Origin of the sequence: Thioclava sp. GXIMD4215 (assembly GCF_045291555.1) — a bacterium.
In the GTDB taxonomy this organism is placed as follows: Bacteria; Pseudomonadota; Alphaproteobacteria; order Rhodobacterales; family Rhodobacteraceae; genus Thioclava; species Thioclava litoralis.
In genome coordinates, this window is sequence record NZ_CP149515.1 from 497,505 (window position 1) to 509,790 (window position 12,286).

The 12,286-nt window shown below is 63.0% G+C and carries 12 protein-coding genes; 8 read left to right on the forward strand and 4 right to left on the reverse strand.

Annotated elements, in window-relative coordinates:
* Window position 1: 1 nt before the first annotated feature.
* Entirely contained in the window at window positions 2–1,117 is a 1,116-nt protein-coding gene (gene lptG / locus WDB86_RS02390; protein WP_339107409.1) for an LPS export ABC transporter permease LptG, read from the reverse strand.
* Complete coding sequence (gene lptF, locus WDB86_RS02395) at window positions 1,114–2,244, reverse strand: LPS export ABC transporter permease LptF (RefSeq protein WP_339107407.1); 1,131 nt, start codon at window positions 2,242–2,244, stop codon at window positions 1,114–1,116. The genes lptG and lptF overlap by 4 nt, the downstream gene beginning before the upstream one ends.
* Before the next feature lie 210 nt (window positions 2,245–2,454).
* Between lptF and WDB86_RS02400 the strand changes: the two genes are divergently transcribed.
* From WDB86_RS02400 to tgt, 4 genes are all read left to right on the forward strand, one after another.
* The gene (locus tag WDB86_RS02400) at window positions 2,455–3,918 is read left to right on the forward strand and encodes a leucyl aminopeptidase (RefSeq protein WP_406736491.1); all 1,464 of its coding nucleotides are present in this window, start codon (window positions 2,455–2,457) and stop codon (window positions 3,916–3,918) included.
* A 3-nt stretch (window positions 3,919–3,921) separates the two neighbouring features.
* Window positions 3,922–4,389, forward strand: a complete 468-nt coding sequence (locus WDB86_RS02405) for a DNA polymerase III subunit chi (RefSeq protein WP_406736492.1) — start codon at window positions 3,922–3,924, stop codon at window positions 4,387–4,389.
* 215 nt (window positions 4,390–4,604) lie between these two features.
* Window positions 4,605–5,372 (forward strand): YoaK family protein, encoded by a 768-nt coding sequence (locus WDB86_RS02410; RefSeq protein ID WP_406736493.1) that lies wholly within the window; start codon window positions 4,605–4,607, stop codon window positions 5,370–5,372.
* A 193-nt stretch (window positions 5,373–5,565) separates the two neighbouring features.
* Entirely contained in the window at window positions 5,566–6,696 is a 1,131-nt protein-coding gene (tgt, locus tag WDB86_RS02415) for a tRNA guanosine(34) transglycosylase Tgt (protein WP_406736494.1), read from the forward strand.
* Window positions 6,697–6,751: 55 nt separating this feature from the next.
* On the opposite strand, the gene WDB86_RS02420 is transcribed toward tgt, so the two are convergent.
* Window positions 6,752–7,456, reverse strand: coding sequence for a hypothetical protein (locus tag WDB86_RS02420; protein WP_339107402.1), 705 nt, complete (start codon window positions 7,454–7,456; stop codon window positions 6,752–6,754).
* A 37-nt stretch (window positions 7,457–7,493) separates the two neighbouring features.
* Window positions 7,494–8,114: a thiamine phosphate synthase gene (locus WDB86_RS02425; RefSeq protein WP_339107401.1), complete on the reverse strand. Its 621-nt coding sequence runs from the start codon at window positions 8,112–8,114 to the stop codon at window positions 7,494–7,496.
* A 128-nt stretch (window positions 8,115–8,242) separates the two neighbouring features.
* Between WDB86_RS02425 and WDB86_RS02430 the strand changes: the two genes are divergently transcribed.
* The 4 genes from WDB86_RS02430 to WDB86_RS02445 all read left to right on the forward strand — a co-directional run bounded on the left by WDB86_RS02430 (window position 8,243) and on the right by WDB86_RS02445 (window position 12,143).
* Window positions 8,243–9,010: an RNA methyltransferase gene (locus WDB86_RS02430; protein ID WP_406736495.1), complete on the forward strand. Its 768-nt coding sequence runs from the start codon at window positions 8,243–8,245 to the stop codon at window positions 9,008–9,010.
* 51 nt (window positions 9,011–9,061) lie between these two features.
* On the forward strand, window positions 9,062–9,316 hold the full coding sequence (locus WDB86_RS02435) for a hypothetical protein (RefSeq protein WP_339107399.1): 255 nt from the start codon (window positions 9,062–9,064) through the stop codon (window positions 9,314–9,316).
* A gap of 207 nt (window positions 9,317–9,523) precedes the next feature.
* The gene (ctaA, locus tag WDB86_RS02440; RefSeq protein WP_406736496.1) at window positions 9,524–10,666 is read left to right on the forward strand and encodes a heme A synthase; all 1,143 of its coding nucleotides are present in this window, start codon (window positions 9,524–9,526) and stop codon (window positions 10,664–10,666) included.
* A 4-nt stretch (window positions 10,667–10,670) separates the two neighbouring features.
* Window positions 10,671–12,143 carry a carboxypeptidase M32 gene (locus tag WDB86_RS02445; RefSeq protein ID WP_339107397.1) on the forward strand — a complete coding sequence of 491 codons (1,473 nt, stop codon included), beginning with the start codon at window positions 10,671–10,673 and terminating at the stop codon, window positions 12,141–12,143.
* Window positions 12,144–12,286 lie beyond the last annotated feature (143 nt).

A 12,286-nucleotide genomic window follows, 5' to 3' on the forward strand; every position in this document is an offset into this window, starting at 1 on the left:
CTCAGCCATCCTCCAGATGCAAAAGCAGGGCAATCGAAAACATCAGTGCAATCACCGGCGGTGCCCATGCCGCCAGCAGAACCGGAATCTGGCCGCTATCGCCCAGAACCTGCGCGACATTGCGCAGGAAGAACACCGCCAGACCGGAGACCAGCGCCAGCAGCACCCGCTGGCCGATGCCGCCGAACCGCGTCGGGCGCATGGTGAAGGAGGCCGCCAGAAGCACCATTGCCACCATCATCAGCGGCTGTGCAAGTTCCATCTCGAACCAGACGCGGTGGCGCAATGCCGAAAACCCTGCCGCGTCCAGCGTTTTGATGAAGGCGGGCAGTTTCCACAGCGGAATGGCCGAGGGCGCGCCGAAGCTGTCGCGGATCGAGGAGGCGGTCAGGCTGGTGGCGATGGTCAGTTGCGACGAGGTGGTGGCGTCGCGCTCGGGATTGGTCGAACTGCCAAGCGGCCAGTCCTTGGCGTTGAACAGCCGCCATTGGGCGGTCTCCAGAATGGCACGGTCGGCCACCACGCGGCGCACGGCATTGCTGTCGCTGTCAAGGATCAGGAAGCTGACATCATAAAGGGTGGTCGCATCGCCATTGGCCCGCGCCGCCGAGATCACGGCCTGTCCGGTGCGGATCTTGCCGCTGCTGTCCTTATAGGTCGCGCTCTGGCGCATCCAGACGCCGTTGCGCCCGACCGAGACGGTGGTCTGCATGCCGACATCGCTGCGCAGTTCGTCATAGCGGTTGGACGTGGCCGAGACCAGCGGATTGCCGACGCTGATCAGCAACCCGCCCAGCACCAGAGCCGTCAGAACGGGGCTGACCAGAATGCCAAGCGCCGACCGGCCCGAGGCGCGCATCACCACAAGCTCCGAGCTTCTGGCAAGGTTGAGAAACAGCACGACCGCCGCAAGCAGCATGATCAGCGGCATGATCGTGTAAAGCGTTTCGGGGATATTGAGCAGCGACAGCAGCACCGCCCGCCCGAAGCTTGCCTCGGCATCGAGCTTGCGGACCTCTTCCACCAGCCCGACCAGAAACAGGATGCCCCAGAAACTGGCCAGCACCAGCAGGAAGCTGCGCAGGAAACGGCGGGCAACATAGCGACCAAGGATCATGCGGCACCTTTTGCGGCCAGACGCCGTCCGGTGAATTTCCGGCGCGCGGAGAGATGCAAAAGAAGGAGACTGGCCAGCACTCCGACGGCGGCAGGCGCAAAGAGCACCGGCCAGAGGTCGGGTCGGCTGCGCGCGATGGTCTCGGTGACATTGGTCAGCACTTGCACCAGCACCAGAATGACCACCGCCAGCGTGATCTGCCGCCAGATGCCGAAGCGCGAGAAGCTGCCCACCATCAGCGCGGCAAAGCCCACAAGGGCGGCCACAGGCGCCAGCAGCGGCTGCACGAAGCGCATTTTCAGCTCCAGCCCCAGTTCGGTTGCGCTTTTGCCGGTTTCCTCCAGCACGCTTTGCGGCGCGCGCAGCAATTCGAGGCTGGAGATCTGTTCGAGCTTGCGGTCCACCTCGGTCGAGCCCTGAATGAGGCTGCTCAGGTCATAGGTGAAGTTCGAGAACCGCGTGACCGAAAGATTGCGCCCCTCGGTGCGCAGGCTTTGCGCGATACCGTCGAAAAGCACCAGTTTCGGCCCGTTATCGGTGCGCACGATAACCGCCTTCTTGGCCAGATAGCTCATCCGGTTGGTGGGGGTGCGGCTGTCCCAGAGATAGAAATCCTGCAATTCGCCATTATCGCTGATCGCGCGGATATAGATCGAAATGCCGTCGACCGGATGCTGGAACCGTCCGGGTGTCAGCAGGCTGGCGGTCACATTCTCGGCCAGCTGTGCCTGCCGCGTGGCCAGTTGCGCGCGCGATTGCGGCACCAGAAAATGGGTCAGCACCGCCATCATCAGCCCGACCAGCAGCCCGAAGACCAGAACCGGACGGGCCAGCCGCCAGGGCGAGGCTCCGGTGGCCTGCATGGCCACCAGCTCGGATTCGCTCGACAGGCGGTTGAGGGTGTAGACCGTGGCCGCGAAGGCGGCAATCGGCAGCACCACGCGGATCACATAAGGCAGGGTTAGCGCGGTGAATTCCAGCACCACAAGCGCGGTCTGGCCATCCGAGATAAGCTGTTCGAACAGGCTGACCGCCCGGTTGACCCAGTAGATCGAGACCAGAATAAGGGCGAAAAACCCGAAGATCGCCAAGAATTGCGACAAAAGATATCGGTCCAGCCGGGTCACAGTGCTGCTCTTTACTCCTGATCACGCCGCGCTGAACGCGGTCTTGTCTCTGTCTCTATCGTCTTGCGGGGCGCTGGAAAAGCCCGCATTCCGAATTTCCCCGCCAAGCGGGTCTTTTGCCGTGCAGGAATCCGCCCGTGGCTTTCCAAATCCCTTATAGCTTTGTAGGGTCGGGCCAGTCGAGCATATTGGACCATAGGAACAGCACAGATGACCGAACCCCTTGCCATCAGCTTCACTGAAACCGATCTGGAGACCGTGGCCGAGGCCAGCGGTGTCGTTGTCGTCTTTGCCGAAAGCGGGCGCAATCTGGGGCTTGCGGGGCGGCGGGTCAACCGTCTGACGCATGGCGCGCTTAAACGTGCCGTCGAGTCGGAGGCCTTTGCCAAGCTGGATCACGGATCGGCGCTGCGGCTGGAATGGCCGGCGGGAATGGCTGCGGAGCTGGTGTTGCTGGTATCGCTGCCGCGGCGCTGCGAGATTTCGGTGGCGCGCAAGGCAGGGGCGACGATTGCGCGTGCGCTGGGGGCCAAGGGGGGGCTGGTGCTGGCCGAAAGCCATGCCCGCGCGGCCGAGGTTTCCTTTGGTCTGGCGCTCAGGGCCTACCGCTTCAATTATCATAGCGCCGAGACGCCCGCTTACGGGCCGGTGCGTTTCATGGCCAACAACCCCGAGAAACTGGCGCAGGAGGCACAGCCGCTGGCCGCGCTGGCCGAGGGGGTGTTTTTCACCCGTGATCTGGTCAATGAACCGGCCAATATCCTGACCACCTCCGATTTTGCCGCCCGTCTGGCGGCCATGCAGGAACTGGGGCTGGATGTCGAGATTCTCGAAGAGGCCGATCTCGAGACGCTGGGAATGCGGGCGCTGCTGGCGGTGGGGCAAGGCTCGGAAAGCCCCTCGAAGGTTGTGGTGATGAAATGGAATGGCGGCGCCGAGGAGCCGCCTCTGGCGCTGATCGGCAAGGGCGTGGTGTTTGACACCGGCGGGATCTCTATCAAGCCCGGTGCCGGTATGGAAGAGATGACGATGGATATGGGCGGTGCGGGCACGGTGGCGGGCGTGATGCGCACGCTGGCGCTGCGCAAGGCGCGGGCCAATGTCGTGGGGATCGTCGGGCTTGTCGAGAATATGCCCGATGGCCGCGCCCAGCGTCCGGGCGATATCGTGACCTCGGCCAAGGGCGTGACCATCGAGGTCATCAATACCGATGCCGAGGGGCGTCTCGTTCTGGCCGATGTGCTGTGGTATGCACAAGAGCATTTCGCCCCGCGCGCCATGATCGATTTGGCCACTCTGACGGGCGCTGTGATCGTGGGGCTCGGTCATGACAATGCGGGGGTTTTCAGCAATGACGACGGTTTCGCGGGCGATCTGTTGAAAGCGGCGAGGCAAGAGGGAGAGGGTGCATGGCCGCTGCCATTGCAGCCCTCTTATGACCGGCTGATCAAATCGCGGCTGGCCGATATCAAGAATTCTGCCGGACGTCCGGCAGGTGCGATCACCGCCGCCACCTTCCTCAAGCACTTTGTTGCGCCGGAGGTGCCGTGGTGCCATATCGATATCGCAGGCGTGGCGCTGCCGCCCACGGAAACGGAGCTTGCGCCGAAAGGCCCGACCGGCTGGGGCGTGATGACCCTCAACCGTCTGATTGCCGATAAGTTCGAGGGCTGAAGCATGGGCGCTGCGCTGTTTTATCACGTCACCGAAAGCTCGGTCGCGGAGGTTGTCGTCAACCTTCTTGGCCGCGCCTTGGAACAGGGCTGGAAGATAGAATTGCGCGGCACTCTGCCGGACCGGATGCACTGGTATGACCGCAGCCTGTGGGAAATGGGCGGGGCGGAGAGCTTTCTGCCGCATGGTCTGGCAGGGGGCGCGCAAGATGCCCTGCAACCGGTCCTGCTGACCACGGCCAGCCAGCCCGCCAAGGCCGGGCGTGACGCGGTGCTGAGCATCGACGGCGCAGAGGTGGCGCCCGACGAGCTGGAGCGCCACGAGCGGGTCTGGATCCTGTTTGACGGGCATGACCACGAGGCGCTCTCGCGGGCGCGGGTGCAGTGGAAGCAGTTTACTGCTGCAGGTGCGAAGGCGCAGTACTGGTCGGAAGAGTCCGGCCGGTGGCAAAAGAAGAGCGAAAGCGGATAAATCATCCTTGAGTTGTTCTCAATATAACGCCAAGTTTATGGTTTTATGGATAAATTGATCTAATATTGGCGAAAATGTGCCTTTTATTTGCACCTTTGGCGGGAATTTGCTGCATCGCCGCATTCCCGACGTTACGCTCCTCTTGATCCGTTGCCTGCCGCCCCGACATGATGATGGAACCACATTGCATCATCCGTCATTTGCGAGGCCTCCCCATGCCCATCCGATCCGCATTCCGTCGTCACCTCTCTGTCCGTGCCATGCGTCTTTTCACCTCGCACCGGCGTGCCCCCGAGGCGGATCGCTGGCTGGGGATCGTGCTGGCCGTAATCGCCGGATCGCTGAATGCCGGTGTCTTTCTGATGATGAGCCAATATGCCTCGCATATGACGGGGCATCTGTCCCAGCTGGCGGGCAGCCTTGTCGGTGCCAATCTTTCGCTGGTGCTGCTCAGTTTCTGCGTGTTGTTTTTGTTTGTGGCAGGGGCGGCGCTGGCCTCGGCGATGATCGCGCGGGGCTTTGCCCGCCATTCTCGCTTGACCTATTATATGCCGCTGGCCTTGCAGGGGATCTTGCTGGCCGTGCTGGCCACCGCCGAATTCTTGCCGCAGCCTTGGGAAGGGCATCTGGGGCTGGGTCTGCTGGCCTTTATCATGGGGCTGCAAAACGCCACCATCACCCGGATCTCCGGCGCACGTATCCGCACCACCCATGCGACGGGCCTGCTGACCGATATGGGCATCGAGATCGGGCGCGGGCTGTACGGGCGGGGCCGTGACAGCGGCGATGACGGTTATGACCATGCGCGGCTCATGCTGTTCGTGCAGCTTGTCGCGGCCTTTGTTCTAGGCGGGATCTTGGGCGGGCTGGGGCATGGGGCCTTTGGCTGGGCTTTTGCCTTCCTGCCGGCTGTGGTCCTTTTGGGAATTTCGGCGCTGACGGCCCCGCGTGCCCTGCGCGCGGTCGGACAGGGGGCGGCCTGACCCGTTTCGGGGCCTCTCTGCGGCGCGCTTGCGCCAAGCACCGTTCTGCCTGCGCTTTGGGAGCTTGGTAGGGGAGAGCGGGTGAAATCTGTCATGCGGGGCTGTTTTGGCCCCGCTTTTGCATCCGCTAACCAACTGCCGCCTTTCCAAACAGCCGGTTTCATCCTATGGGGGCTGCGCAAGGAGACAGGTGATGACAGAAAAATTCAGCTTCGAGCTTCAGGCCACGGATGGCGCGGCGCGCAAGGGTGTGATCCATACGCCGCGCGGCGATATCCGCACGCCCGCCTTCATGCCGGTGGGCACGGCGGCAACCGTCAAGGCGATGATGCCGGAATCGGTGGCCGCGACGGGCGCCGATATCCTCTTGGGCAATACCTATCACCTGATGCTGCGCCCGACGGCGGAACGTGTGGCCGCCCTTGGCGGATTGCATAAGTTCATGAACTGGCAAAAACCCATCCTGACGGATTCGGGCGGGTTTCAGGTCATGTCGCTGGCGGGTCTGCGCAAGCTGACCGAAGAGGGGGTGACCTTCTCCAGCCATGTCGACGGGTCGAAACATATGCTCAGCCCCGAGCGGTCGATGGAGATCCAGAAGCTTCTTGGCTCGGACATTGTCATGTGTTTCGACGAATGCCCCGCGCTGCCTGCGACCGATAAGGAAGTGGCCCGTGCGATGGAGCTGTCGATGCGGTGGGCTGTGCGGTCCAAGGAGGCCTTTGGCGACCGTCCGGGACATGCGCTGTTTGGCATCATGCAGGGCGGTGTCACGCAAGAGCTGCGCGAGCAATCGGCGCGGGCGCTGACCGATATCGGCTTTGACGGCTATGCCATCGGCGGGCTGGCCGTGGGCGAGGGGCAGGAGGCGATGTTCGGCGTGCTGGATTACGCCACCGATTTCCTGCCCGAGGACCGTCCGCGCTATCTGATGGGCGTCGGCAAACCCGATGACATCGTGGGCGCGGTCGAACGCGGCGTCGATATGATGGATTGCGTGCTGCCCTCGCGGTCGGGTCGGACGGGGCAGGCATGGACCCGCCACGGGCAGATCAACATCAAGAACTCGCGCCACCGCGATGACCCGCGGCCTCTGGATGAAAACTGCGGCTGCCCTGCCTGCCGCAATTATTCGCGCGCCTATCTGCATCACGTCTTCCGCGCGAACGAGATGATCTCGGGGATGCTGCTGACATGGCACAACCTGCATTACTATCAGGATCTGATGCAGGGCATGCGCGATGCGATCGAGGCGGGAACCTTCAAGGCCTATGTCGCCGATTTCCACGCCAAACGTGCCGAAGGCGATATCGAACCGCTTTGAGGTCATAAAAAGGGGGGCTTCGGCCCCCTTTGTTCTGGTCTTCAGGATCGGATGATCAGCTGTAATCCAGCACCCGCAGATCGGCGGCGCGGCCTTCGGTCAGGATCAGCCGCCCGTTCGGTAGGTCGTTTTCCTCGACGCGGCGGGTGATTTCCGCCGGATCGATGCCGCGTTTTTCCCAGCGACGGATCAGGCGGGCGCGCAGTTCGTCTTCGGGCACATGCAGGCGGATCGTCAGGTCGAATAGCGGAAACAGATCGCGCCAGCCTGCACGGGTCAGCAAAAGATAATTGCCCTCGACAAGGATGAAGCGGGTCCGTGCCTCGATCTCGTCACCATCGGGGATCACGCGGTCGCGGTCGCGGTCGAAGGTCGGCACATGCAGGGCCTGACCGGCGGTGCGGGCCTGCTGCAAAAGCGCGGCGAAGCCCTCGGTGTCGAAGGTTTCGGGGGCGCCTTTGCGTCCGCGCAGGCCCCGCGCGTCCAGCCAGTCATTCGAGCGGTGGAAGCCGTCCATTGGCAGGATGGCGGCACAGGCGGCAGTATGGGCATTGAGCTTTTCGCAGATCTCGCGCGCCAGCCGCGATTTGCCAGACCCCGGCGCACCGGCAACCGCCACCAGAACCCGCGCCCCTTCGATCTGGCGGATATGGCCCGCCAGATCGGCACGGTCAACGCGCAGCTCCGAATGCATGAACGCGCCCCAATCGCCCATCGGGCCGTCGCGCTGGATCGTGTTGTCTTCGGTGCGCGTTGCCATTGTCTGCCCTTTCCTGCACTCGCCGTTCTGGCGGTGATCAGCCCATTGCGGCGACAAGTGCGCCCAGAGTGGCGACCGGATCTTCGCTCTTCCAGATCTCGTCCCCAAAGGCGAACCAGTCAGAGACCGGCGCGAACTGCCTGACCAGATCCAGCGTCAGCGCGCCTTCGGCCACCACCGGCACCTCGATCATTTCGGACCACCATTGGAAGAGGTCGAATTCGGCGCGCTCGCCCGTGCCAAGGGCGCTTTCGCCGATCGGGCCGAAACAGACATAATCGGCGCCGGCTTCACCGGCATTCATCCCGTCATGGCGCGAATTGCCGCAATAGGCCCCGACAATGGCATCCTCGCCCAGTTCCTTGCGGGCATGGCGGATCGAACGGGCCCCATCGGTCAGGTGCACGCCGTCCAGCCCGTGGCGTTCGACCAGATGGATATGGCTGTCGATCACCAAAGCCACGTCGCGGGCATGGGCGAGTTCGCGGATGGCATCGGCGATGCGGCCCAGCTCCAGCTCGTCTTTCGAGGCATGGCACAGGCGGATACAGGCGATCTCATGCGCCTCCAGAACGGCCTTGAGTTTGGGCAGGAATGTCTCCGGCTCGAAGCTCGTGGGCGTCAGCAGGTAGATTTGCGGGCGATCTTCGTCTGCCATGATATATCCTTGACTGCGGAGGCCTTTGCAGGCCGGAATGAGGTGTTTGCGTCCTCATAGCGCAGGCGGCGCTTGCTTGAAAGAGCTTTGCGTTGTGCTTATGGAAGGCTCTGCAAAAGGAGCCCGTGATGATTGACCAGCCTGCCGACCCCAGTAACGCCCCGAAATCCAGCCAGCCGCATATCGTGCTGGTGCGTCCGCAGATGGGCGAGAATATCGGGGCGGCCGCGCGGGCGATGCTGAATTTCACGCTGTCCAAAATGCGGATCGTCGAACCGCGTGACGGCTGGCCCAATCCGAAGGCTGTGGCGATGGCCTCGGGGGCGGCGGGTCGTGTGCTGGATCATGCGGGGGTGTTTGACAGCGTGGCCGAGGCTGTGGCCGATTGCGATTTCGTTTTTGCCACCACGGCGCGGGGGCGCGAGCTGCCCAAGCCCATCTATACCCCCGAGACCGCGATGATCGAGGCGCATCGCCGGATTCAGGCAGGGCAGAAGGTGGCCGTGATGTTCGGCCCCGAGCGCACGGGGCTGGAAAATGACGATATCATCCGCGCCAATGCCATCATCACCATTCCGACCAATCCCGAGTTCTTTTCCCTCAACCTTGGTCAGGCTGTGCTGTTGACCTCCTACGAGTATTCGCGCCATGTTCTGGAGGCGGAAGATATTGCAGAAGGTCTGGCGGGCCATGAACCGGCCAGCGCGGGCGATGTCGAGGCGTGGGGCGATCACATCGAGGGGCGTCTGGAGGAGGCAGGCTTTTTCTATCCGCCCGAGAAAGCCCCGATGATGAAGCGCAATATGCGCAATATGTGGACGCGCTTCGCGATGACGCGCTCCGAGGTCCAGACGCTGCACGGGGCGCTCAGGCAGCTTCTGCGTGGTAAGGGCTAGGACGACAAAGGCTGTAACCGGCCCGGATGTGGCCCCGACGAAAGGACTGCCGTGACCGCTTCCCTGCTTTCGATGCTTGTCCATCCGGCCTTCTGGGCGGTTCTTTGCGTGCTGGCGCTGGTCTTTGATCTAGGCGTGCATGTCTGGATGATGCATCTGGGGCGGCAGGGGCGTCTTCAGGCGATGTTTGACGGGCTGTCACGCTGGCAGGCGCGGGGGCTGCATCTGGGGCTGCTGGTTTCGGGCAAGCTGATGGTGTTCTTCGGGGGCTGTACGGCGGTGGCTGTGCTGCACCAGATCCTTTAGGCGCGTCTGTCGCCCCTCGCACAGCCTCTGGGCCGGGCCCGCGCCGCCTCTTGCGGCCATCGACGATGCGGGCCTCCGGCCACTCTCCCCGCGCGGGCGCGCCCGGGCAGGGGTCACCTTCGCGATAGGCTGCGGCAATCGGCGGAATGATGCTTGAACGCGCCCGCCCGCGCGCCTAGTTTGCGCGGCGACTGAAGGAGAGCCCCGATGAGCCAGAAACGCAGCATCTTCGAGGATGTGGCCCAGCCCACCCAAACCCGCGCCGAGCCGAAAGGCGGCATGATCGACCGCCAGCCGAAAGGGGCGCGTAAATGGATCCGCGCCTGGCTGATCGTGATTTTCGCGCTGGTCGTGTGCATGATCGCCTTGGGCGGCGCGACCCGCCTGACCGATAGCGGGCTGTCGATCACCGAATGGAAGCCGATCTCGGGGGCGCTGCCGCCGATGAACGAGGCCCAATGGCAGGCCGAATTCGAGAATTACAAGCAGATCCCGCAATATGCGCTGATCAACCCGAATATGACGCTAGAAGGCTTCAAGGGCATCTTCTGGTGGGAATGGGCGCATCGCAACCTTGGCCGCCTGATCGGCATGGTCTGGGCGCTTGGTTTCCTCGGGTTTCTGGTCACGGGCCGCATCCCCAAGGGGTGGGTGCCGAAGCTTCTGGGGCTGGGAGCGCTTGGCGGGCTGCAAGGCGCGATTGGCTGGTGGATGGTGTCTTCGGGGCTGGGCGGGCAGATGATCGCCGTGGCCTCCTACCGGCTGGCCACCCATCTGGGCATCGCCTTTATCATTCTGGGCACGATCGCATGGTTCTGCCTGCAGCTTTCGCGTCGCGAGGGCGAGCTGTTGCAGGCCCGCCGCATGGGCGAGCGCAAACTGTTCGGCATGGCCACGGGCGTGATGCATCTGGCCTTCTTGCAGATCCTTCTGGGCGGGCTGGTTGCCGGAATCGATGCGGGGCGCGGTTATATCGACTGGCCGTGGATGAATGGCGAGTTCTTCCCTTCGGATGCGCTGAATTACGACCCTCTGTGGCGCAATTTCTTCGAGAACCCCGGCATGGTGCAATTCGTGCATCGGATGGTGGCCTATACGCTGTTCGTGTTTGGCATGGTGGTTGTGCTCAAGGCGCGTAAATCGGCCCATCCCAATACCAAGGGCGCGTTCATGGCGATGGGGGCGATGCTTCTGTGTCAGGTGATCCTTGGGATTGTGACGGTGATGCATGCGGCCCCGATGCCACTTGGGCTTGCGCATCAGTTCGGCGCTGTGATCTTGTGGGTGTTGATCATCCGTGCGCGTTTCCATGCGCGTTATCCGGTGGTGCAATCCGTCAGAGGAGCCTGACCCAATGTCTGCCTATCAAGACCTTACCGCCCATCTGCGCGAAACCGCAGCCCTCGAGAAGATCGCCCAGCGGCTGTCTTGGGATCAGGAAACGGTGATGCCGCGCGGGGCTGCCGATGACCGCGCGGAAGAGACGGGGGCGCTGGAGGCAATCCTGCATGCCCGCCGCACCGACCCGCGGATCTCGGACTGGCTGGTGCGGGCCGAGGCGCGCAACGAGACAGAGGCGCGGGTGCTGGATATGGTCGCGCGCGACTATAACCGCGCGATGCGTATTCCGGCGCGTCTGGCCGCAGAAATCGCGCGGCTGACCTCGCTCAGTCAGGGCATCTGGGCGGATGCGCGCGCCGCCGAAGACCCGTCGGCCTTTCTGCCCACCTTCGAGGAGGTCGTGCGGCTCAAGCGCGAAGAGGCGCAGGCGCTATCGGACGGGCGCGACCCCTATGATGCGCTACTGGAAGCCTATGAGCCCGGCACCTCGGCCAAGGACATCGGCAAGGTCTTCGACCGGATGCGCCCGCGTCTGGTGGATCTTTGCGACCGCGTGGCGGGGTCGTCCGTCAAGCCCGCAGCGCTTGACCACACCTTCCCCGAGCAGGCGCAGATGCGGCTGTCGCGGATCTGTGCCTCGGCTTTCGGCTATGACTGGACGCGGGGACGGATGGATATTGCCGTGCATCCGTTCTCGACCGGATCGGGCAATGATGTGCGCATCACCACCCGCGTGGTCGAACGTGATCCCTTCAACAATATCTATTCGACGATCCATGAAACGGGCCATGCCTGCTATGAGCAGGCCATCGATCCCGCCTATAATTTCACACCGCTTGGGGCGGGTGTGTCGATGGGCGTGCATGAATCCCAAAGCCGGATCTATGAAAACCAGCTGGGCCGCTCGCGCGCCTTTACCGGCTGGCTCTACCAGCGCATGACCGAGATGTTTGGCGATTTCGGTGTGTCTGATGCTGACGCCTTCTTTGCCACCGTCAACCGTGTGGCGCCGGGCTATATCCGCACCGAGGCCGACGAGCTGCATTACAACCTGCATATCATGATGCGCTTCGATCTGGAGCGGGACCTGATTTCCGGCAAGCTGGAGGTGACCGACCTTGAAGAGGCATGGAACACCCGCTTCAAAGCCGATTTCGGGCTGACGGTCGATAAGCCCTCGCATGGCTTCCTGCAGGATGTGCATTGGCCGGTGGGGCTGTTCGGCTATTTCCCGACCTATGCTCTGGGCAATCTCTATGCGGGCTGCCTGATGAAGGCGATCCGTGGCGCGGTGCCCGATCTGGACGGGGCGCTGGCCGAGGGGCATACCGCGCCCGCCACCGACTGGCTGCGCGAGAACCTGCAGCGTCACGGGGGGCTACGTCCGCCGGTCGAGACCATCACCACCGCCTGCGGGACAGCCCCCGACGAGACCGCGCTGCTGGATTATCTCGAAGAGAAGTTCTCGGCCATCTACAAACTCTGATCTTTTCCGGTTTGTAAGCAAATGTAACAGAGCCGGCATTTTTTGCCGGCTTTTTCGTGGTTTTGCGCCACAGACCAAAGGCGACCCTTCGTCCGCCGCTTGACCTTGCCCTGTCTCACATCATGTGAACGGACAGATATCCG